The following is a 20095-nucleotide window of genomic DNA, read 5'->3' as shown; positions in this document are numbered from 1 at the left end:
GCGTCGCCTAGATTCAGGACGTGGATGCCCAGTTGCCCCAGTTGCTCAGAAGCACGTTCGCGGTCGTCGAGAGGCGGGCGGAGCACGCCGTCACCTTCTTCTACTCGCACCTCTTCTGGCACAACCCCGGCATGCGCGCGCTGTTCCCCGAGAACCTGGCCCCGCAGCGCGACCGGCTCTTCGCCGCGCTCGCCCATGTGGTGACCCACCTGGAGGACCCCGAGCTCGCCGGCTACCTCGGGCGGCTGGGCCGCGACCACCGCAAGTTCCTGGCCACGCCCGCGCTCTACGCGGCGGTCGGCACCAGCCTGCTCGCCGCCTTCGCGCACACGGCGGGCGCCGCCTGGACGATCGAGGCGGAGAAGGCCTGGACGGAGGCGTACGCGGTACTCGCGGAGGCGATGCAGTCGGGCGCCGAGGAGTCGGTACGGGACGGGCAGCCGGCCTGGTGGGACGCGGACGTGATCGGGCACGAGAGGTACGGCGACGACCTGACGCTGCTGACCCTGCGCCCGCGCCGGCCCTACCCGTACCTCCCCGGCCAGTACGTGAGCGTCAGCACCCTCCACGTCCCCCGGGTCTGGCGCACCTACTCGCTGGCCAACGCGCCCCGCGCCGACGGCACCGTCGAGCTGCACGTCAGCCGCGTCGAGGGCGGCCTGATGAGCACCGCGCTCACCGAGCGGCTCCGACCGGGCGAGACGCTGCGGCTCTCCGCCCCGGGCGGCGCGCTCACCGCCCGGACGCCGCCCGGCAAGCCCCGCACCTACATAGCGGCGGGCACCGGCTGGGCGCCGGTGCGGGCGCTGCTCGAAGAGGCGGCGGCGGACGAGCCCGACCTGGAGGGGCGGCTCTTCCTCGTGGCCCGCGCCAAGGAGTACCTGTACGGACGGGACGACGCCGAGCAGTTCCGAGAACGGATACCCGGGCTGCACGTCACCTACATCACCGCCGCCCCGCGCCGCCCGCGCGACCAGGCCACCGAGCGGCTCGTCCAGACGCTGCGCGCCTCGGTCAACTGGCCGGCCCACGACGTCTACCTCGCCGGCCCGCCCGGGTTCCTCACCGAGGTCACCGAGGAGCTGGCGGAGCTGGGCGCCGCCCCGGACCGGGTCTTCCACGACCGCCTGCCGAGCGCGGGCCGCTTCACCACCCGCCCCGGGTCCCGCGCCGAGTGGCTGATCGAGCCGCCCCAGCTCCACTGGCACGACCCGGACGCGCGCCAGCCCTGAGCCTCTTGCCCATGTGCCCGGCGGCGGCCGCGGCTACGGCACGTTGGTGACCGTCTCGCAGCGGACGGCGGTGTCGGTACCCGCCTCGCCGTCGCAGACGTCGGGTGCGCCGGTTCCGCCGTCGAGGCGGTCGTTGCCCGGGCCGGCCTTGAGGGCGTCCGCTCCGTCTCCGCCCGCCAGACGGTCGTTGCCGCCCGCGCTGCCGACGTTGCCGGTCGTGACGAAGTCGGCGTCGAAGCCGGCGTTGTCGGCGAAGATCCGGTCGTTGCCGGCGCGGCCGTCGATCAGGTCGTTGCCCGCTTCGGTGGGTGTGGAGGTGTCGGGGACGGAGCTGTCGCCGTCGAGTTCCTCGTCCGCGCCTCCCCCGATGATGGTGTCGTTGCCGGCTCCGATCGCAATGCCCGAGAGATCGAAGATGTTGTGGTCGCCGATCGCGACGAACCCGCCGTCCGCGCCCAGGTCGATGTAGTCGTTCCCGCCGCTTCCGCGGGCGGTGGTGGGGGCCTGGCTGTCACCCACCCCGGCGTCCATGCCGAGCCCGCCGAGGAGCACGTCGTTGCCGGCACCCGAGGCGTCGCCTCCGAACCCGCCGGAGTCTCCGAGCATCAAGTCGTTGCCGGCGCCGCCCTCCAGCCGGTCGTTGCCGCCACCCGACGCGGTCAGCCCCCGGCTGTCGCCGGTCAGCCGGTCATTGCCGTTCCCGCCGAAGACGCGGTCGTTGCCGCCGCCGTCGGCATGCCCGCCGATCGCGACGCTGTCACCCCTGATGGTGTCGTCGCCGTCGCCGCCGTACAGCTGGTCGTTTCCTCCTCCGGAGGCGTCACCACCCGGATTGAACACGTCGCCGACGAGCGTGTCGTCGCCGGCGCCACCGTCGATCCGGTCGTCGTCCACCCCGCCGGACAGCGTGTCGTTCCCGCCCAGGCCGCAGATCAGGTCGTCACCGCCCGCGCCGTCGATCACGTCGGCTCCGGCGGTCCCGACGATCACGTCCGGACCGGCCGTGCCGGTGGTGGTCGTGCCGGGGGCCGTCACGACGATGGTCGCCGGCCTGCCGAAGCAGGTGGGGGTCTGGTCGGCAGTGGCGGCCGTGGCGCCGGGCAGGGTGATCGCCCCCGCCGCACAGAGCGTCGCGCAGGCGGTCAGGGCTGCGTTCCAGGGGAATACGGTCCGACGGTGATGGCCCATGGGATGCGACTCCGATCAGATCATGACGTCTGGCGCACCATCACTGTCCACGCCGTCGGCGTCCCACCGGTCCACACGCACGGCGTCATCCGGACAGACCCCTCCCTCCACCCGGCCGGCCCCGGCCGGCGCGGCCGCAGCGACGACGGCCCGCGCGACACGGCGGTGGGTGCGAAACGGGCCGCGACGATCGGGCGTCCCCGCACGGGCCGGCGCCGTCAGTCGCGGAGGTCCGGCGGCGCGCCCTCCGCCGCGCGGATCGCGTCCCGGTAGATCCGGCCCGCCGCGCGCAGCGCCGCCTCCGGGTCGATCCCGGCGGCCTCCGCCCGCACGGCCAGGGCGAGCAGCTCGTAGCCGATGCCGTCACCGGTCGGCGGTGCCACGTCGAGCCCGGCCGTCCGCACCCGGCCCGCGAGCTTGGCCGCGAGCGCGAGGCCCGGCTGGCCCAGCGGCACCCCGTCCGTCACCGAGTCGCGCTGCTTCTCCGCGGCCTTGGTGCGCAGCCAGTGCGCCTTGACGTCCTCGGGGGTCTCGGCGGTCGCGTCGCCGAAGACGTGCGGGTGGCGGTGGACGAGCTTCTCGACGAGCGTGCCGGCGACGTCGTCCACGGAGAACGGCTCCTCGGCGTCCTCCTCCGCGATCCGCGCGTGGAAGACCACCTGCAGCAGGACGTCGCCCAGCTCCTCGCGCAGCGCCTCGCGGTCGCCGTCCTCGATGGCCTCGACGAGCTCGTACGCCTCCTCGATGCCGTACTTGGCGAGCCCCTTGTGGGTCTGCTGCGAGGTCCACGGGCACTCGCGGCGGATCCGGTCCATGACCTGGACGAGGTCGAGCAGCCGCGCGCCCGGCAGGTCGTACGAGCCGGGCAGCAGCTCCAGGTCGGGCATGGCGAAGCGGCCGGAGCCGGCCATCCGCGCGAGCCCGTCGGTCAGCGCCTGGTCGCCCTCGCCGGACGGCAGCACGACGACCGTGCGCCCGCCCGCGCACGCCTCGACCAGCTCGTCGGCGGTGGGCCGGAGGATCTCGACGGCGACTCCGGCCTCGCGCAGATACGGCAGCTGGGGGTGGCCGGCGTCGGGGCAGAGGACCCGGTCGGCCGCGTGCAGCGCCTGCCACGCGGGCCAGGACAGCAGTCCGGGCGCCACGCGGTGGCTGGCGGTGAGCAGGACGATGCGACCGGGGTTCTCAGCGTTCACCCCTCGAACCTACCTCGCCCTACGCACCGGCCTCGGGCGTGGTCCGGCTGATCTGCCGCAGCCACGGCGGGGTGTAGGCGGCGAGCTGGATCTTGGCGTCGTCCCAGGTGCCGTAGCGCGGGTTCACGTCGATCCGCAGCTCCTTGGACGCCTTGGCGAAGGCCTCCTGGAGCTTCTTCTGGCCCTCGGGGGTGTTGGTGACGCCCAGCTTGGCCGCGATCTTGTTCATGAGGACGGCGCGGCGGGCGACGCCGTCGATCTGGTCGGGCGCCACGCTCTGCTGCTGGAGCAGCACGGCCGCCATCTGCGCCTCGCCGCCGCCCTGCCGGGCGAACTCCGCGCGGGTCTGCCGGATCTCGCCGCGGCTGGCGCTGATCCCGTTGTCCTCGGCGACCTGGTCGACGACGCGGTCGAAGATCATGCCGTGCAGCTTCTGCCGGCTGAGGTCGCCGGTCTCCTTGACGAGCCGCGCGCCGTCGGGTGACGCGGCCTGCGCCGCCCGGACGTCCTCGACCTGCGCCTGCAGGCTGGACACCTCGATCCGGCTGCCGCCGACGACGGCGGCCGCTCCCGGGTGGGCGTCGCTGCCGCAGGCGGTGAGGAGCGGGGCCGCGACGAGCAGGGCAGCGGCGGCGGAGACGGAGAGCGCAGTGCGGCGGTGCAAAGGAGCCTCCCGGCGTGGGTCGTGCGTCAGTGGGACGACCGTGCGGTGATCGATGTTAGGCAGTCGCCGTGGCGCGGGCCACTACTTGGCGGCGACTGTCTCGGTTGATTCCGATGTTCCGGTCAACGACTCACGCGTTCGGGTGGTGTCGGGTCCCAGCATGATCGTCCGGGAGAGGACGAAGGTGACGGGGATCGCGGCCGCGGCGGCGATCAGCGGCGCGTAGGTGCTGTCGACGCCCATGAGGCCGACGAGGACGTACACGCCGACCGTCGTGATGACGAAGTTCGCCGCGTTGGTGAGCGGGAAGAGCAGGAACTTCTTCCAGGTCGGACGGGTGCGGTAGGTGAAGTACGAGGTGAGGAAGAAGGACCCGACCATCGACAGCGCGAACGCGAGGACGTGCGCGACGAGGTACGGCGCCCAGCGCCCGAGGAGCAGGTAGAGCCCGTAGTACGTACCGGTGTTGACGACGCCGACCAGGCCGAAGCGCACCACCTGCCAGGTCGTCCTCATCGGCGCAGCAGCTCCTCGTCGTGCCTTCGGGGCCCGGGGACGGCCGCGTTGGTGGCCTTCACCAGGTAGTGCGGCCGCCGCTTCACCTCGTAGTAGATACGGCCGACGTACTCGCCGACCAGTCCCAGCATCACCATCTGCACTCCGGCGAGGGCCGTGACCGTCACCAGCAGCGTGACATATCCGGGCGTCTTCACGCCGTTCACCAGGGCGTCACCGACGATCCAGGCGGCGTACGCGAATGCGAGGGCGACCAGGGTCATTCCGAGGTAGACGGCGGCGCGAAGCGGCTTGTTGTTGAAGGAGAGAAGGCCGTCGAGACCGTAGTTGAGCAGCTTTCCGAAGGTCCATTTAGAACGGCCTTCCTCGCGCACCGCATTCTCGTACTCGAAGGTCGTCGTCCGGAATCCGACCCAGGCGAAGAGGCCCTTGGAGAAACGGTTGTATTCGGTCAGTTCGAGAATCGAGTCGACCGTACGGCGGGAAAGCAGCCGGAAGTCGCCGACGCCGTCGACCAGCTCGACGTCCACCAGGCGGTTGATCGCCCAGTAGTACGCGCGGGCGGTGACGGTGCGGGTGACCCGGTCGCCGGCGCGGGTGCGGCGGGCGATGACCTGGTCGTATCCCTCGGCGTGCAGCGCGAGCATGCGGTGCACGAGCTCCGGCGGGTGCTGAAGGTCGGCGTCCATGATCACCACGGCGTCGCCGGCCGCGTGCTGGAGACCGGCCAGCATGCCGGCCTCCTTGCCGAAGTTGCGGCTGAAGGAGACATAGCGCGCCCGTGGATCCTTTGCGGCGATCTCCTCCAGGAGCGGCAGGGTTCGGTCATGGCTTCCGTCGTCCACGTAGACGATCTCGAATTCTCCGTCGATGCGGGAGAGTTCCTTCGTCACATGGTCGTGGAAGCGACCGATGATCTCTTCTTCGTTGAAGCACGGGACCACGATCGAGAGCAGCACGCACGACACGACAACGGCTGCGGATGTCGGTGCCGGATTCGCGTGGTGAAGGACAGACGACCATTGCGTGAACTGCCCAACCCGGACCGCTGTTTCGGCATTCTTCCTGTCATATTCGACCCGAGATGAAGACCAGGATCAGATGAAGACCAGGATCATTCGCGACGGAGGCCGGCCGCCGGCCGTGGCGGCGCTGCTCGTCGCCCTCGCCGTGTGCGCCGGGGACGCCGTCGCCACCACCTTCCCGTTCGGGCACCACCGACGGAGCGTCAACGACCTGGGCAACCAGTTCCTGCCGTTCCACGCCCGGCTGTGGGACCTGCTGCACGGCCGGGCGGACGGCGGGCTGCTGCTCAACTGGCAGTCGGGCTGGGGCACCAGCTTCCTGCCCGACCTGGGCACCTACCTGACCAGCCCGTTCGCCCCGCTGGTCGCGCTCTTCCCGCGCGCGGACCTGGACTACGCGCTGTACGCCGTGACGGTCCTGAAGATGGCGGCCGCGGCGGCCGCCATGGCCTTCGTGCTGCCGAGGCTCCGGCCGGCCGCCGACGCCCGCATGCGGTGGGGCGCGGGGCTGCTCGGCGCCGCGTACGGGCTGTGCGGCTGGGCGCTCCTGGAGGCCGTCTACAACCCGATGTGGCTGGACGGCCTGATCGCCTTCCCGCTCCTGTGCCTGGTGGGCGTGTGGGTACGGGAGGGGCGGCGGCCGCTGCTCGGCCCGCTGGTGGTCGCGGTCTGCTGGATCGCCAACTTCTACACCGCGTACATGGCGACGCTCGGCGCCGCGCTCGTCCTGATCGTCACGGTGCGGCGGTGGCGGGTGGTGCTGCGGGGCGCGGTGACGGTGCTGCTCGGCGTGGCGCTCGCGTCGCCGCTGCTGCTGCCTTTGTTCCTCGGCACTCGGTACGCGTACCCGGGCGTCGTCCGCGACTTCGTACCGGCCGGCGGGGCGGACCTCGCGGCCCGGCTGATGCCGGCGACGTACGGCTTCTCCACGCCGGCGCTGTTCGTGGCCACGGCGGTGCCGGTGCTCGCGGCCTCGCTGCTCTTCCGGCGGCAGTGGCTGTGGCCGTGCGTGGTGGCGGGCGTGGCGCTGTCGTTCCAGTTCACGCCGACGCACCTGGTGTGGCACGTCTTCGCGACGCCGAACGGCAGCCCGTACCGCCAGACCTTCGTCCTCACCGGCGTGCTCGTCATCGCCGCGTGGACGGCGATCGCCGACGGCGTCCCGGACGCACGCTCGCTGCTCGGCGGCGCGGGCGTGGTGGCCGCGCTCGGGCTGTTCGCGCTGGGCAGCGGGGAGGCGACGCCGGTGGGCTGGGCGCTGTTCGGGCTCGGCCTGGCCGCGGTGGCGGCGGTCGTCTCGCCCCGCCGGTCGATGGTCCTCGTCCTGGCCGCGGTCCTGGTGGCGCAGGCGGCCGCGACGACGGCGTGGGGCGACAAGGAACGCCTGGCGCGCCTCGACGACTATCCGGCCTGGAGCGCCGCCGACACGCGCCGCGCCGATGCCCTGCACCGGGCCGACGGCTGGCCCGCGTACCGCACGGACTCCGGCCGCACCCAGAAGACCGGCAACGAGCCGATGGCGCTCGGCACCCAGGGCGGCTCCTACTACAGCAGCCTCACGCCCGACGTCCTCACCCACACCATGGCCGCCCTCGGCGTCGGCTGGACCTCTCGCGGCCGCAACCTGCAGAGCCTCGACAACCCGGTCACCGACGCCCTCTTCGCCGTCGGCGCGCGCTGGCGCGACGGGAAGGTCATCCGTACGGAAACGGCCCTCCCGCTGGTGACGGTACGGCCGCCGGGCCCCGCGCCGGTCTACGGCGACTCGCCCTTCCGCAACCAGGAACTCCTCCTCGGCGCCCGCGTCTACGAGCCTCCGGCCGCGGACGGCGCCTGCCGCGTCGGCACCGAGGTCTTCTTCTGGTCCCCCGACTACACGGGCAAGGTCCGCTTCGGCGACCGCACGGTCAAGATGCGCGGTCAGCTCCTGAAGTGGCGCGCCACGCTCACGTCGCTGGGCGTCCAGAAGGTCCCCGGCCTGCGCCCGGAGCTCCCGCCCAAGGGCGAACTCGCCTGCCTGGACCACGAGCGGCTGAGGTCGGCGGTGGACGCTCTGCGTGCCCAGGCCCCGACCTCGGTCCACGTCACGGACACCGGCATCCGCGCCGCCCTCCGCCCCGGCACGACCGGCACGGTCGTCCTCTCTGCCCCGCGCATCCCCGGCTGGACCTGCGACGGCCGCCCGGCGTCCTCGTACGGCGGCCTGGTCGCGACGCCGGTCGCGGCCGGACAGCGCGAGATCACCTGCACCTTCCGCCCGCCGGGCCTGAGGGCGGGCCTGGGCGGCGGCGGGGCGGCGGTGCTGCTGCTGGTGGCGTGGGTGTGGCTGGACGTACGGCGGCGTCGGCGGCGAGACGGAGCGTTGTCAGTGGTGCCGTGCATGATCGGAGACGAGGAAGAGGAGAGGGGAAGGCACCATGCCGATCACCAATGAGCAGGTGGCCGCGCGCGCGTTTCTGCGGGGGCTCTACCAGGACGGGTACTACCCGGATCACGTCGTCGACAAGGGCCGGGAGATCCTGCTGCGCCTGTGCGCGCGGATCGAGGCGGAGCGGCCGGCGGATCTCGGGGCGCTCTACGGGCTGACGCAGGCGGCGACGGAGGAGTTCAACGAGCTGGAGGCCGAGTTCGAGGCGGCGGACAGCGAGATAGAGACCGTGGCACGGGAGGAGATCGCCGGGGACTTCTGGTTCGTGGCGCAGGCGTACGGGTTCACGGACGCGGACACGGAGGAGCTGATCGCCACCAGGGAGTGGTGAGCGGCGCGATCACTGGAGCACCACGCAGCCCCGGCGTTCCAGTTCCGCCACCAGCCCGTCCTGCGGCTCGCACCAGTTCCAGCGGAGGTCGAGCTTCTCCAGGGACGGCAGCCCGTCCATGACCCACTCCGGGAGCCGCGCGATGCGGTTGCCGCGCAGGTCGAGCTGGCGCAGGAGCGGCAGCCCGGCGAGGGCGGCGGGGAGGGCCGTCAGGGCGTTCTCGCGGAGTTCGAGGACCCGCAGCTCGCGCAGCTCGGCGACGGAGGCGGGAAGGTCGGTGAGCTGGTTGCCGCGCAACCACAGCTCCCGCAGCCGCGCCGCCCCACCGATCGAGTCGGGGATCTCCCCCAACCGGTTGTTCTGCGCCCGCAGTTCGACGAGCCCGGCCATCTGCCCGATCTCGTCCGGCAGCGCCGTCAGCCTGTTGTCGCCGACGTTGAGGTACCGCAGCCGCGTCAGCCGCCCCAGCGAGGGCGGCAGCTCGCGCAGCGCGTTGTCGTGCACGTAGAGACAGCCGTCGAGGCCGGCCAGCTGGCCGAGTTCGTCGGGGAGGGCGGCCAGGCGGTTGTGCCCGAGGTCCAGCGTCGAAAGCCCTCGCAGCCGCCCGATCGCCGCCGGCAGCTCCGTGATGCCGGTGTCGGCGAGGATCAGCACCCGCAGATCCTCGCCGCGCTCCCACACCGACTCCGGCACGGCGTCCAGCGGTTGCCGCCAGAGGTTCAGTACGTCGTCGGTCACTCCGCGGCGGCCCTCGCCAGCGTCACCAGCACCTCGCCAAGGGCCCGCTTCACGTCCCCGTCCGCCGGCACCCGCACGCACGCCGCGTCCACGATCCGTGCGCCCGTGTACCCGAGCACCGTCCGCAGCGTGGCCCCCGCACCCTCGCCGCGCCCCGGGGCCGCCGCGTTCACCCAGGCAGCGGGCTTGTCGCTGATCTCGACGCCGCCGACCGTCCAGTCGAGCAGGTTCTTGAAGGAACCGGGCAGCGTCCCCGCGTACTCCGGCGTGCAGATCAGCAGGGCGTCCGCCTTCTCGATCGCCGAGCGCAGGGCGGCGACGGCCGGCGGCAGCGGATCGCGGTCGTCGTCGGGGTTGAAGTGCGGCAGATCGGCGAGACCGTCGAACCGGACGGCCTCCACGCCCACCGTCGGCGCCACCTCGTACGCGGTGCGCAGCACGGCCTCGTTCGTGGAGGCAGCGCGCAGGCTGCCGGACAGCAGAAGGACCACCGGTCGCGTCGTCGTCATGCACCCAACGTACGGGACGGGGCGGGTGACGCAGGTCACTTCCAGGGCTGTCACAACTCGGCGGGCCACTCCGTCGTATGGGTGGAAGCGAACGCAGGACAACGGCAAAGGAGCCCGCCATGGAACCCCGCCTCAACCCCCTCGGCAACCCGGCCGTCGCCAAGATCTTCAAGCACTTCGCCGGCGCGGGAATGGCTCTGGCGGACACCACCCTGCCCATGTCGACGCAGGAGCTCGTGAAGATCCGCGCCAGCCAGATCAACGGCTGCGCCGGCTGCCTCGACATGCACACCAAGGAGGCCGCGGCGGCCGGTGAGACCGCGGTCCGCCTCGCCCTCGTCGCCACGTGGCGCGAGGCCACCGTCTACACCGACGCGGAGCGCGCGGCCCTGGCCCTCACCGAGCACGGCACCCGCCTGGCCGACGGCTACGGCGTGCCGGACGACGTCTGGGAGAACGCGGCCAAGCACTACGACGAGGACCAGCTCCTCGCCCTCACCTCGCTGATCGCCCTCATCAACGCGTACAACCGCCTGAACGTCATCCTCCAGGTGCCGGCGGGCAACTACGAGGTCGGCCAGTACAAGAACCACGTCTGACCCTCACCTCTCACCTCACTTCATCCCTTCACTCCCTCCCTTCCCCCTCCGACGTGCTCCTCCGCCAGATGACGGCGGAGGAGCACGTTCGCGTCCGTCTCCGGCAGGCGTCGTGGCGACGCTCGTCGCGTGAGCGTCCAGGGGGGTTGTCGATCTTCCGCTCCCCCGTGTCCACGTATCTCACCGGGCGGGCTCTCGTTGGTCACGCCGTACCAGTCGTGACTCCCGGAAGGCGGACCCATGAAGTCCACGTCCAAGATCGTCAGTGGTGTGCTGTTGGCCGGGGCCATGGCCCTCGGGTCCGCCGGGGTGGCCGCGGCCGACGGGCCCGGCGACGGGGACGCGCCCGCGCCGCGTCCCGCCGTGGCTCCGGATGCGGTGCCGTCGGCGGCGCAGGGCGTGCCCGCCCTCGACGGGCTGCCGCTGTCGGGCAACCAGCTGTCGCCGCTCGGCACGCTGCTCGGCGCCTGAGGGCTCAGCCGAAGATCGCGGTGGGGTCGCCGGTGTACCACGTGTTCTCGATGCGCAGGCGCCGGATGACCCACCGCTCGCCGTCACGGACGAGGTCGACCTCGTAGGGGTTCTTGAGCAGCGCGTGGGTGGCGTGGTCGGCGGTCAGCAGGTGCTGGGCCTCGACGAGGGCCGTGGCGTGGGCGGTGTCGCCGTCGATGGCGATGCGGACGTTGGTGACCTGGTGGGTGGTGTCGACCCGGCCCGTGAACATGGCCAGGATGGTCGTGACGATGGTGTCGCGGCCGGACATCACCGGCGGTGCGGCGCCCCATTTGGCGGCGGCGGGGCGGAAGTCGAGCTCCGCGTCCGGGGCGAAGGCGGAGGCGAAGAGGTCCTTGTCCTTCCGGTCCTGGCCGAGGCCGAAGCGGTAGAGGGCGTCGGTGATCTCGGCGCGGTCCTTGAGCTCGGCGACGGCGGTGGCGAGGGCGGCGACGTCGGTCATGATGTTCTCCCGTTGCAGGTTCGGTGGGGGCTTTCGGTACGTCTGATCCTGCTGCGGGCGACAGGGGGCATCAACGCGCACCTGCGCAACGATCGTGAAGCGTCGGTTAACGAATGGCGGGGGCGGGCCGGGATGCTGGAGCGGCACGAGCTGGAGGCGTTCCTGACGCTCGCCGAGGAGCTGCACTTCGGCCGCACCGCCGAGCGGCTTCACGTCTCGACGGCCCGGGTCAGCCAGACGATCGCGAAGCTGGAGCGCCGTATCGGCGTTCCGCTGTTCCAGCGCACCAGCCGCCGCGTCGCGCTGACACCTCTCGGGCGGCAGTTGTACGAGGAGGTCCGGCCGGCCTGGTCGCGGATCACCGACGCGGTCGAGCGCGCGGTCGAGGCCGGACGGGGTGTGACCGGGGTGCTCAGGGTCGCGTTCACGGGGCCGGCGGCCGGGCAGTTGCTGATCGGCGCCACGCAGGCGTTCCGGGCCCGGCATCCGGAGTGCGAGGTACAGATCAGGGAGGCGCGGCCGTCGGACGTGCTGCCGTGGCTGCGCGCGGGCGAGGTGGATCTCGCGCTGGCCGGGCACCCGGTGCGCGAGGAGGACATGGCGGCGGGGCCGGTGCTGGTACGGGAGGCGCGGATGGTCGCCGTGCCCGTCGGCCATCCGTTCGCCCGCCGTAAGAACGTCGCCCTCGCGGATCTGGCGCGCGTGACCGTGCTGCAGGATCCCGAGACGCCGGGCGCGGCGGCCCTCACGTACAACGAGGTCCTGACGCTCGTCGGCGCCGGCGAGGGCGTCTTCGTCGTCGGTGCGCACGTGCGGCGCTACTTCGCCCGCCCCGACGTCGCCTACGTCCCGATCGCGGACGCTGGGCCGGTGGAGTGGGGCCTGGTGTGGCTCGCGGAGGGCGCGACGGCTCGGGTGCGGGCGTTCGGTGAGGCGGCGCTCGGCCTGGTGGCCTGACACCGGCCACCAGCTACCGGCTGGCCGGCTGAGCGGCTGACCGGCTGACCGGCTGACCGGCTGACCGGCCTGGACGTGCCTCCTAGGAGTGGAACGACCCGAACTTCACGTCCTTGCCGCAGACGTTGAAGACACCGGCCGAACCGTTCGCCTTGGTGACGTTGACGGTGCGGGCGATGTCCTTCGGCAGTGCGATCTCGACCTTGGACGCCTGAACGGCGCAGACCTCGCGCGCGGACGCGCTGCCCTCGAAGTTGAGGTCCGTGTAGAGGACGTCGGCCGTGGCGGAGGCGCCCGCGGCGATGTCGACGGCGTCGGTGCCGGAGGCCGAGTTGTCGGTCTCGACGGGGTCGGACTTGCCCTGGTCGTCCTTGGCCGTCAGGGTGGTCGCGCCCACGAGGGTGCAGGTGCTGCCCGAGGTGTTGGTGACCTTGACCGTGGCGGCCGCCGGCTCCGACTCGCTGGCGTGCGAGGCCGAGGCGATGAACGTGACGGTGGTCGTCTTGGTGGTGCACGCTCCGGCGGCACCGCCACCGGAGCGGGAGCCCTTGCCGGCGCCCGTGGTCGCGGAGGCATGGGTGCTGCCCGTCTTGCCCTTGGACGTACCCGCGGTGCCGGAGCTCGTCGATCCGGTGGTACCGGTCGAGCCCGTGGAGCCGGTCGAGCCCGTAGACGTCGGCGACGCCGTGGTCCCCGAGACGGAGGTGTCGTTGGCCTTGGCCTGGTCGTCGCCCGAGTTGCAGGCGGTGAGGCTGAGGCCAGCGACGAATACAGCGGCCGTCGCGAGGGTGGCGGTACGCAGGCGCATGAGTGGTTGTTCCCCTGGGTCAGTCCGGCACAGTGCCGGTGGGCTTTGACGTGTGCAGCACGTCGAACGCTCCCTCCGCGGTTCCGCAGGCGGCCGGTCGTCCGCCTGTGAATCAACTCACCGGCCGCACGGACAACCGGGGCTCACAGGAAGCCATCTGACAGGCAATCGCCTCCCGCGGAAAGCGGCGCGGGTGCGGGCGTTCGGGGAGGCGGCCGTCGGCCTGCTGGCCTGATCTCGGCTCACTCGTTCGGGTGCCGTGCCGGGCTTGTCGGCGACACCCGCGCCCCGGCCCGCGAGGCTCAGCGTCGGTAGTGCCATGCACGTACAGATGATGGAGGTATCCCGATGAGTGGCGAGACCTACGAGTCCCTGAACATCGAGCCCAAGCCGATCCGCCCGCACCTCCTCGGTGCCGTGACGGTGGTCCTCGGCGACGACTTCTACGCCGGGCGCCGGGAAACCATCACCTTCTCCGGGTTCACGCAGATCAACAAGTGGCCCATGCCGGGCTTCGAGCACCGGGTCGACGAGAACGGTCGCGCGACGTTCGACGTCGAGCTGATCTCCGCGCCCGAGGTCGGGATCAAGGGCTTCAGCTACGAGTTGAACGACCGCGTCCAGATCCTGACGAACCCGTTCCTGCCGAACACGGGCCACATCAGGCAGATCGCGCCCGGCAAGAACTTCCCGGCGGAGTTCCACCTCCGCCGGTTCGGGATCCTGGAGACCAGCACGCTGCGGCTGAGCCACCGCGGCGTCATCGAGACCTTCGGTGTCGTGGACGGCGTGCCCCCCTTCAAGCAGCCGCTGACCGGCCCCTGCCTGGGTGCTCCGCGCGGAGAGGTGTCCGAGGTCGCCGCGGCGCCCGGCGTGGTGCGCGCCACCGGCATGCCCGAAGCCTGGTACCCGGCCAACGACGAGAACGAGCCGGTCGGCATCACGCCGTCGCTGTTCTTCGCCGCGAGCCCGAGCCCCTTCATGACCATGATGGTCGACCCGTCAATGATCATGCAGTGCACGCTGGAGGGATCGCTGACCCTCGCCGTGAACGGCAAGACCGTGAAGGTCGAGCTGGCAGGCGAGCGCGCCAAGGCCGCCGGCGCGGAGATCCTGCTCTTCGGCCCGGAGAAGCACGACGAGGGCAGCGGGGTCCGGGCTCGGCTGTCCCGCCTCGCCGTGGTCGGCGAGTGCGCCGAGCTGGGCGGGCGCGTCATGCTGCGGACGAGCTGGGCGCGGCCGTCGGGCGGCAGCTTCGGCAAGGGCGACGAGGACAGCCTCAGCCGCCTGCGCTACCCGGCTGACCTGCACCTCGACACGTACCTCGAAGTGTGCACCCCGAAGGGCACCCTCTACGCCGGCGCCGCCGTCCCGCTCGCGGGCCGCCCGGCCGACATCGACCCCACCGGCACCGAACTGCGCGCCGAGAGCGACGTCCCGCTGGTGGCGGAGGACGGCACGACGAAGGCGCGGCTCACCGACGTACAGCTGGTCGTGCGCGACAGCCACGTCGGCGAGACGGCCCCGGTCAACGACTGACCCGCTATACCGGCTGGACCGGCCTGACCCGGGAGCGCAGCAGGCAGAACTCGTTGCCTTCCGGGTCGGCCAGCACGTGCCAGCTCTCGTTGCCGGTCTGACCCACGTCGGCCGGCCTGGCGCCGAGGGCGAGCAGCCGCTCCAGCTCGGCGTCCTGGTCGCGATCGGTGGCGTTGACGTCGATGTGCAGCGGGAGCTTGCCGGGGCGCGGGTCGGTGGTGTGGCTGAGGACGAGGGTCGGCAGCGGGTTGCTCGCGTAGTCGGCAGCCGCGCCGGGCGGCCCGATCTCGATGCTTCCGTCGTCTTCCCGGTTCAGTTCGACGTAGCCGAGGACCTCGCTCCAGAAGGCGGCGAGCCGCTCGGGGTCGGCGCAGTCGAGGACCAGTTCGGTGATGCGGCATGCCATGCGCGGCAGTGTACGGAGCCAACTCGTGGGGAAGCGAAGGCATTTCACGTCCGTGCGGCCGGTCGGGCTCGCGCTGGGGCGGGAGGATGCCGTCGAGGCGGCTGGCGAGGAGCCCGGCCGGTGGGTGGGTCGGTCGGTGGTTTCCATCGGCACTCGGCTCTTGCCTCGCGTCTCGCCTTCACGCGGACGACCGGGCCGCGTCCTCCGACGACCCGGTCTCACGGCAGCACCGCACAAACGCCTGGACAGCGGGGTCGGCGTCGCTCGCCGGAGCCCAGGCGATCGCGAGCCGGGTCGGGGAGACACCGTGGACAGGGCGGTAGACGACGCCGGGGCGGGCGTAGAAGCGGGCGGCGGAGGCGGGGGCGAGGGCGATCCCGTAACCGTTGGCGATGGCGCTGAGCCAGTCGTCGGGGTGCTCGGTGACGGCCCCGACACGGGCCGGGTGCCCTTCGCGCTCGTCCGTCGCCAGCCAGTGGTCGCGCCACGAGCCCGTCTCGGCCGGGGCGGCGACGAAGGGCTCGTCCCACAGCTCACGGAAGTCCAGCTCCCGGCGGTCCGCGAGGCGGTGCCCGGCGGCCAGGGCCACGCAGCGGGGCTCGCTGAACAGGACGTGGGTACGCAGGTCTTCCTGACCGGGGAACGGGAGCCGTACGAAGGCGGCGTCGACGTCGCCGTCCGCGAGCCCGGCGCTCGGGTTGGACCAGGCGGCCTGCCGCATCTCGACGCGCCAGCCGGGCAGGGCGCGGGCGAAGGCGGCGATGATGGCGGGCGTGGCCTCGTTGGCGGCGCTGGCGACGAAGCCGACACGGAGGATCCGTTCCGTCCGGGTCGCGGTGCGGCGCGTCTCGGCGAGCAGCCGCTCCCATGCGTCGAGCAGCGGCGAGGCCCCCTCGACCAGGGCCCGGCCGGCCTCGGTCGGGGTCATGCCCTCGCGGGAGCGGGTGAAGAGCCGGACCCCGAGGTCCGTCTCCAGGCGTCTGATCTGCTTGGTGAGCGCGGGCTGGGAGACGTGGAGCCGCTCGGCGGCGCGGGTGAGGCTGCCCTCGCGCGCGACGGCGACGGCGTAGCGCAGCAGCCGGGTGTCGACGTCCATTCCGCCAGGTTATAGAAGCAGGTATTGGACGCCGTTCGGGGTGCGCGAGGAGGGTGGAGGCATGTTCCTCGCCTACGTCCTCGTGACCGCTATGGCCGTCGTCGCGAACGCCGGGATCGTCGCTGCGGATCTCGCCCGCGCCGACTTCGTCCTCGCCAACTCCGCCGAGGTCCGGGTCCCCGCCTCCTGGATCCCGGGCCTCGCCGCCCTGAAGGCCGCGGGGGCGGCGGGCCTCCTCCTCGGCTTGCTGGGGGCCCGGCCGCTGGGCCTCGCCGCCGCTGTCGGCCTGGTGCTCTTCTACGTCGGTGCCGTGGCGACCCACGTCCGGACGCGGGTCTTCCACAGCATCGCGTTCCCGGTGACGTTCCTGCTCCTGGCCGCGGCCACGCTCGCACTCACGCTCACCGTCGCCTGACACGCGGAAGGGGCCGGCCCACACGGGCCGGCCCCTTCCCCACGTTCTGCTGTGCGAGGACTTACTTCGCCTTGACGTCCGTCAGGCAGAGCACGAACTTGTCGGCGTCCCACTGCTGGGCCAGCGCCGAGTACTTGTTCTGGTCGCACTTGTTGAGGTCGAAGGTGTTGTCGTGCACCTCGGCGACCTTGTAGAGGTCCTTCTTGCCCGAGTTGCAGTCCTGGGTGTCGACCTTCGGGTCGTTCTCCGGGCCGCTGACGGTGACGCAGTCGCCGACCTGGGCGTGGACCGGGGTGTCACCCGTGAGGTACGGGATGCCGAGCTTGACCGCGAGGCCGACCACGAGGAGAACGACGAAGCCGCCGATCTTCTTCAGCGCGCCACCCTTCTTCTGCGGAGCGGGCGCGGGCGCCATGGGCGCGGCACCCGGAGCGGCGGCGAACGGGTCGGACGGCGGAGGCGTGGTCATCTCGGAATCCTTGAGCGGCGTGGACACGATCAAACGCGCACGTTACAGACCGCAAAACGGCCAAAAAGGATCTCTTCGTTCCGTTGTCCAATCAGATGCCGAGTCGTGATCCTGCCGACCCGTCAGAAGGGCGCGGGTCAGGGGCCGGCCGGCCTCGGACCCGAGGGCCGAACGGCCCTCCCCACCTGCGACTTCCGTGCGGTTCCCTGGTCGGATGACGGGTCACCACGACGACTACCACGCCCTGCTCGCCCGCCGCGAGGCGATGCGGCTCCGGGACAACCTCCTGCGGCCCTCGCGCACCGCCGTCGCCCCCGCAGCGCAGTCGTACGCGAGAGCCGACGGCGCCGCCGACCAGGAGACCATCACCCGACACCTCGCCGCCGTCACCCCCTTCGCCGGCCTCATCGACCGCCTCTACGCCGCCATGTTCGGCCGCCACCCCTACCTCCGGCAGCTGTTCCCCGACTCCATGGAGTTCCAGCAGGCGCATCTGGAGCGCGCGTTCTGGTTCATGATCGACGGCCTCGACCGGCCCGACGAGCTCGCCGAGTCCTTCGCCCGGCTCGGCCGCGACCACCGGCGGCTCGGCGTGCTGCCCGTGCACTACGAGGTGTTCGAGGCGTCACTGGTGGAGGCGCTGCGGGGCGCCGCCGGATCCGCCTGGGACGGCGAGGCCGAGCGGGCGTGGGTGCGGATGGTGCGGCACGTCTCCGCCGCCATGGTGGACGGCGCAGAGCGGGCCGTCGGCGAGCCGGTGGCCTGGCCCGCCACGGTGACCTCGCACGAGCGGCGCGGGGCCGACCTCGCCGTCGTACGAGTGCGGCCGGCCGAGCCGTACCCGTACCGCGCCGGGCAGTACGCGCGCGTGGAGTCGCCGCTGCTGCCGCACACCTGGCGGCCGTACACGCCCGCCTGCGTGCCGGGCGAGGAGCTGGAGTTCCACGTCCGGCGCACCGCGCCCGGCGGGGTCGGCGACGCGCTCGTCGCGCACACGCGGGTCGGCGACGAGCTGCGGCTCGGCCCGGCGCAGGGGCGGACCACGCTCGACGAGGAGCCGGACCGGGACATCCTGCTCGTCGCGGGCGGCACCGGCTGGGCCACCGCCAAGGCGCTTCTCCAGGAGCTCTCCCACCGCCGCCCGCCCGGCCTGTCGGCCCACCTCTTCCTGGGCGCGCGGACGGCCGGCGACTGGTACGACGGGCCCGCCCTCGAACGGCTGACGGAGCGCTGCCCGTGGCTGCGGGTGAGCCTGGTCTTCGGCGACTCGATGCTGGACGCCGTCCTCGGAGCCCGTACGGACTGGTCGGGACACATGGCGTACGTCAGCGGCCCGGCCGGTCTCGTCACCTCCGCCGTCTGGCACCTCGGCGAGGCCGGCATACCGGCGGAGCGGGTGCGGCACGATCCGCTGCCCGTCACCGCGACCCGCGAGCCGGCGCTGTCCCGGCCGTAGCCGCGCCACGCGCTCGCGCCGATCGGGGTGCGCCACGCCTCGCCCTCGGGCCATGATTCCGGGAGCGGAGTCGATCGAGGGGGAGGCGTCCGGTGCGAGACCAACTCCTGGGCGGCCGTTACCGGTTAGTGCGGCAGCTCGGCGCGGGCGGCATGGGGCAGGTGTGGGAGGCGCGGGACGAGTCGCTGGACCGGCTCGTCGCGGTCAAGGTGATCTCGCTGCTCGCGGGCGGCGGCAGCCATGGCGACGAGGCGCGCGCCCGGTTCCTGCGCGAGGCGCGGATCACCGCCCGGCTGCAGCACCCCGGCATCGTGACCATCCACGACCTCGGGGAGACGGACGACGGCGCCGAGCGGGCTCCGTTCCTGGTGATGGAACTGGTCAGGGGCGAGGGCCTGGACGCGATCCTGCGCCGGGGCCCCGTCGCCCTGCCCGACGCGGCCCACTGGGGCGCGCAGATCTGCGACGCGCTGGCCGACGCGCACCGGGCCGGAGTCATGCACCGGGACATCAAGCCGTCCAACGTCTTCGTCGCTCCCTCCGGCACCGTGAAGCTCCTCGACTTCGGCATCGCGCGGGCCGCCGACCCCTATGCGACGGCCGACCGCCTGACCCAGACCGGCTTCATCATCGGCACGCCGCCCTACATGGCCCCCGAACAGGCCCGTGGCTTCCCGGAGCCCCGCAGCGACCTGTACGCACTCGGCTGCGTCCTCTTCGAGCTGATCACGGGGCGGCTGCCGTTCCAGGCGCCGGACACCGTGGGCTACCTGTCGGCGCACCTCACGCAGGACCCGCCCGCGCCCGGGTCGGTGGCCCCGGGCATCCCGGCCGCCTGGGACGACCTCGTGCTCACCCTGCTCAGGAAGGATCCGGCCCAGCGGTATCCGGACGCCGCCGCCCTCGCTCGGGCCCTGCGGCGACTCGGCGCCGATGCCCGTACCGCCGGCCCGGAACCCGTTCCGCCCCAGCCGGCGGAGTCCCGCGCCGAGCTCCTGGCCCGGCTCGCCGCCGCGATGCGCGCCGTGCACGACGCCGCCGCCGCCCGCACCCCGGTGGTGCGCGTCGCCGCTGCCCGCACCCCCGCAGCGCGTGCCGCCGCTTCCCGCACTCCTGTCGTGCCCGCCACGAAGCCGCTCCGGCCGGCGGCCCCCTCAGGCCCCTCCGCACCGCCTAAGGCCGCTGACCGGACACTGGCCCGTTTCCTCGTCCCGGCACCCCTGGTCGTGGTCCTCCTCATGGCGTTTCAACCCCTGTCGGGCATGGGCCCGCTGACCTACTGCGCCCTTCAGGCGGTCACCCTCGCACTGGCCGCCGCACTCACCCCCCGCTCCGGCGGCGCGGTGCGGGCGGCGGGCTACGCGGCCGCGGCGCTCGACACCACGGGCACCCTGGTGCTCCTGCTCGTGCCCGAGTCCCGCTTCACGTCCTCCGGCACCCCGCTGTGGCCCTACGTCCTGATGTCCGCCGCGGCCGTGGCGACGTACTGCTACCGCGAGACCGGCACCCGCCGGGCCCGGCAGGCCGGGCGGGCCCTTACCGGCCCCTGACCGTGCCGATGTGCCGGG

The 20095-nt window shown here is 72.5% G+C and carries 22 protein-coding genes; 10 read left to right on the top strand and 12 right to left on the bottom strand.

The annotated features are described in order from the left end of the window. The first annotated feature begins 20 nt into the window (after positions 1-20). Entirely contained in the window at positions 21-1232 is a 1212-nt protein-coding gene (locus ACWEJX_RS07455; RefSeq protein WP_451606575.1) for a globin domain-containing protein, read from the top strand. Positions 1233-1265: 33 nt separating this feature from the next. Here the strand turns inward: ACWEJX_RS07455 and ACWEJX_RS07450 are convergent, their stop codons facing one another. The 5 genes from ACWEJX_RS07450 to ACWEJX_RS07430 form a co-directional block, all read right to left on the bottom strand. After that, entirely contained in the window at positions 1266-2420 is a 1155-nt protein-coding gene (locus ACWEJX_RS07450; RefSeq protein ID WP_451606574.1) for a calcium-binding protein, read from the bottom strand. Between the two features lie 218 nt (positions 2421-2638). Then, entirely contained in the window at positions 2639-3616 is a 978-nt protein-coding gene (locus ACWEJX_RS07445; protein ID WP_451606573.1) for a nucleoside triphosphate pyrophosphohydrolase, read from the bottom strand. A 19-nt stretch (positions 3617-3635) separates the two neighbouring features. Beyond that, complete coding sequence (locus ACWEJX_RS07440) at positions 3636-4280, bottom strand: SurA N-terminal domain-containing protein (protein ID WP_451606572.1); 645 nt, start codon at positions 4278-4280, stop codon at positions 3636-3638. A gap of 81 nt (positions 4281-4361) precedes the next feature. Beyond that, positions 4362-4796, bottom strand: coding sequence for a GtrA family protein (locus ACWEJX_RS07435; protein WP_451606571.1), 435 nt, complete (start codon positions 4794-4796; stop codon positions 4362-4364). Further along, positions 4793-5755, bottom strand: a complete 963-nt coding sequence (locus tag ACWEJX_RS07430) for a glycosyltransferase family 2 protein (protein ID WP_403801474.1) — start codon at positions 5753-5755, stop codon at positions 4793-4795. The genes ACWEJX_RS07435 and ACWEJX_RS07430 overlap by 4 nt, the downstream gene beginning before the upstream one ends. Positions 5756-5897: 142 nt before the next feature. Between ACWEJX_RS07430 and ACWEJX_RS07425 the strand changes: the two genes are divergently transcribed. Next, positions 5898-8255, top strand: a complete 2358-nt coding sequence (locus ACWEJX_RS07425) for a YfhO family protein (protein ID WP_451606570.1) — start codon at positions 5898-5900, stop codon at positions 8253-8255. Beyond that, positions 8239-8580, top strand: a complete 342-nt coding sequence (locus ACWEJX_RS07420) for a DUF5713 family protein (RefSeq protein WP_451606569.1) — start codon at positions 8239-8241, stop codon at positions 8578-8580. Before ACWEJX_RS07425 ends, ACWEJX_RS07420 begins: the two co-directional genes overlap by 17 nt. A 9-nt stretch (positions 8581-8589) precedes the next feature. Here ACWEJX_RS07420 and ACWEJX_RS07415 read toward each other — a convergent pair whose 3' ends face one another. Both ACWEJX_RS07415 and ACWEJX_RS07410 read right to left on the bottom strand, forming a co-directional pair. Then, positions 8590-9318, bottom strand: coding sequence for a leucine-rich repeat domain-containing protein (locus ACWEJX_RS07415; RefSeq protein ID WP_451606568.1), 729 nt, complete (start codon positions 9316-9318; stop codon positions 8590-8592). After that, positions 9315-9827, bottom strand: coding sequence for an NADPH-dependent FMN reductase (locus ACWEJX_RS07410; protein WP_451606567.1), 513 nt, complete (start codon positions 9825-9827; stop codon positions 9315-9317). The genes ACWEJX_RS07415 and ACWEJX_RS07410 overlap by 4 nt, the downstream gene beginning before the upstream one ends. A 119-nt stretch (positions 9828-9946) precedes the next feature. Between ACWEJX_RS07410 and ACWEJX_RS07405 the strand changes: the two genes are divergently transcribed. Both ACWEJX_RS07405 and ACWEJX_RS07400 read left to right on the top strand, forming a co-directional pair. Next, positions 9947-10426: a carboxymuconolactone decarboxylase family protein gene (locus ACWEJX_RS07405; RefSeq protein WP_451606566.1), complete on the top strand. Its 480-nt coding sequence runs from the start codon at positions 9947-9949 to the stop codon at positions 10424-10426. A gap of 240 nt (positions 10427-10666) precedes the next feature. Next, positions 10667-10897: a hypothetical protein gene (locus ACWEJX_RS07400; RefSeq protein ID WP_451606565.1), complete on the top strand. Its 231-nt coding sequence runs from the start codon at positions 10667-10669 to the stop codon at positions 10895-10897. Between the two features lie 4 nt (positions 10898-10901). Here the strand turns inward: ACWEJX_RS07400 and ACWEJX_RS07395 are convergent, their stop codons facing one another. Beyond that, entirely contained in the window at positions 10902-11381 is a 480-nt protein-coding gene (locus tag ACWEJX_RS07395; RefSeq protein WP_451606564.1) for a nuclear transport factor 2 family protein, read from the bottom strand. A 132-nt stretch (positions 11382-11513) separates the two neighbouring features. Here ACWEJX_RS07395 and ACWEJX_RS07390 point away from each other — a divergent pair, with 132 nt between their 5' ends. Continuing rightward, positions 11514-12338: a LysR family transcriptional regulator gene (locus ACWEJX_RS07390; RefSeq protein ID WP_451606563.1), complete on the top strand. Its 825-nt coding sequence runs from the start codon at positions 11514-11516 to the stop codon at positions 12336-12338. Between the two features lie 82 nt (positions 12339-12420). Here the strand turns inward: ACWEJX_RS07390 and ACWEJX_RS07385 are convergent, their stop codons facing one another. Next, the gene (locus tag ACWEJX_RS07385) at positions 12421-13146 is read right to left on the bottom strand and encodes a DUF4232 domain-containing protein (RefSeq protein WP_451606562.1); all 726 of its coding nucleotides are present in this window, start codon (positions 13144-13146) and stop codon (positions 12421-12423) included. A 348-nt stretch (positions 13147-13494) separates the two neighbouring features. Between ACWEJX_RS07385 and ACWEJX_RS07380 the strand changes: the two genes are divergently transcribed. Next, complete coding sequence (locus ACWEJX_RS07380; RefSeq protein ID WP_451606561.1) at positions 13495-14685, top strand: DUF6004 family protein; 1191 nt, start codon at positions 13495-13497, stop codon at positions 14683-14685. 4 nt (positions 14686-14689) lie between these two features. Here the strand turns inward: ACWEJX_RS07380 and ACWEJX_RS07375 are convergent, their stop codons facing one another. Further along, positions 14690-15091 carry a VOC family protein gene (locus tag ACWEJX_RS07375; protein ID WP_451606560.1) on the bottom strand — a complete coding sequence of 134 codons (402 nt, stop codon included), beginning with the start codon at positions 15089-15091 and terminating at the stop codon, positions 14690-14692. Between the two features lie 178 nt (positions 15092-15269). Further along, entirely contained in the window at positions 15270-16187 is a 918-nt protein-coding gene (locus ACWEJX_RS07370; protein ID WP_451606559.1) for a LysR family transcriptional regulator, read from the bottom strand. 61 nt (positions 16188-16248) lie between these two features. On the opposite strand from ACWEJX_RS07370, the gene ACWEJX_RS07365 reads away from it, so the two are divergent. Then, entirely contained in the window at positions 16249-16602 is a 354-nt protein-coding gene (locus ACWEJX_RS07365; RefSeq protein WP_451606558.1) for a DoxX family protein, read from the top strand. Positions 16603-16663: 61 nt separating this feature from the next. On the opposite strand, the gene ACWEJX_RS07360 is transcribed toward ACWEJX_RS07365, so the two are convergent. Next, the gene (locus ACWEJX_RS07360; RefSeq protein ID WP_451606557.1) at positions 16664-17071 is read right to left on the bottom strand and encodes an LppU/SCO3897 family protein; all 408 of its coding nucleotides are present in this window, start codon (positions 17069-17071) and stop codon (positions 16664-16666) included. A gap of 214 nt (positions 17072-17285) precedes the next feature. Between ACWEJX_RS07360 and ACWEJX_RS07355 the strand changes: the two genes are divergently transcribed. After that, entirely contained in the window at positions 17286-18527 is a 1242-nt protein-coding gene (locus ACWEJX_RS07355; RefSeq protein ID WP_451606556.1) for a globin domain-containing protein, read from the top strand. 92 nt (positions 18528-18619) lie between these two features. Next, positions 18620-20077, top strand: a complete 1458-nt coding sequence (locus ACWEJX_RS07350) for a serine/threonine-protein kinase (RefSeq protein WP_451606555.1) — start codon at positions 18620-18622, stop codon at positions 20075-20077. The last annotated feature ends 18 nt before the right edge of the window (positions 20078-20095 follow it).

The organism is Streptomyces sp. NPDC004788 (assembly GCF_053601115.1).
The sequence above is the reverse complement of the archived record's forward strand: the minus strand, read 5'-3'. Positions and strand labels throughout refer to the sequence as shown.

What these genes read in the sequence shown, in the direction of transcription:
- ACWEJX_RS07450 (WP_451606574.1), bottom strand. Translation starts at nt 2,420, where the DNA reads ATGGGCCATCACCGTCGGACCGTATTCCCCTGGAACGCAGCCCTGACC.
- ACWEJX_RS07435 (WP_451606571.1), bottom strand. Translation starts at nt 4,796, where the DNA reads ATGAGGACGACCTGGCAGGTGGTGCGCTTCGGCCTGGTCGGCGTCGTC.
- ACWEJX_RS07425 (WP_451606570.1), top strand. Translation starts at nt 5,898, where the DNA reads ATGAAGACCAGGATCATTCGCGACGGAGGCCGGCCGCCGGCCGTGGCG.
- ACWEJX_RS07420 (WP_451606569.1), top strand. Translation starts at nt 8,239, where the DNA reads ATGCCGATCACCAATGAGCAGGTGGCCGCGCGCGCGTTTCTGCGGGGG.
- ACWEJX_RS07410 (WP_451606567.1), bottom strand. Translation starts at nt 9,827, where the DNA reads ATGACGACGACGCGACCGGTGGTCCTTCTGCTGTCCGGCAGCCTGCGC.
- ACWEJX_RS07405 (WP_451606566.1), top strand. Translation starts at nt 9,947, where the DNA reads ATGGAACCCCGCCTCAACCCCCTCGGCAACCCGGCCGTCGCCAAGATC.
- ACWEJX_RS07400 (WP_451606565.1), top strand. Translation starts at nt 10,667, where the DNA reads ATGAAGTCCACGTCCAAGATCGTCAGTGGTGTGCTGTTGGCCGGGGCC.
- ACWEJX_RS07395 (WP_451606564.1), bottom strand. Translation starts at nt 11,381, where the DNA reads ATGACCGACGTCGCCGCCCTCGCCACCGCCGTCGCCGAGCTCAAGGAC.
- ACWEJX_RS07390 (WP_451606563.1), top strand. Translation starts at nt 11,514, where the DNA reads ATGCTGGAGCGGCACGAGCTGGAGGCGTTCCTGACGCTCGCCGAGGAG.
- ACWEJX_RS07385 (WP_451606562.1), bottom strand. Translation starts at nt 13,146, where the DNA reads ATGCGCCTGCGTACCGCCACCCTCGCGACGGCCGCTGTATTCGTCGCT.
- ACWEJX_RS07380 (WP_451606561.1), top strand. Translation starts at nt 13,495, where the DNA reads ATGAGTGGCGAGACCTACGAGTCCCTGAACATCGAGCCCAAGCCGATC.
- ACWEJX_RS07375 (WP_451606560.1), bottom strand. Translation starts at nt 15,091, where the DNA reads ATGGCATGCCGCATCACCGAACTGGTCCTCGACTGCGCCGACCCCGAG.
- ACWEJX_RS07370 (WP_451606559.1), bottom strand. Translation starts at nt 16,187, where the DNA reads ATGGACGTCGACACCCGGCTGCTGCGCTACGCCGTCGCCGTCGCGCGC.
- ACWEJX_RS07365 (WP_451606558.1), top strand. Translation starts at nt 16,249, where the DNA reads ATGTTCCTCGCCTACGTCCTCGTGACCGCTATGGCCGTCGTCGCGAAC.
- ACWEJX_RS07360 (WP_451606557.1), bottom strand. Translation starts at nt 17,071, where the DNA reads ATGACCACGCCTCCGCCGTCCGACCCGTTCGCCGCCGCTCCGGGTGCC.
- ACWEJX_RS07355 (WP_451606556.1), top strand. Translation starts at nt 17,286, where the DNA reads ATGACGGGTCACCACGACGACTACCACGCCCTGCTCGCCCGCCGCGAG.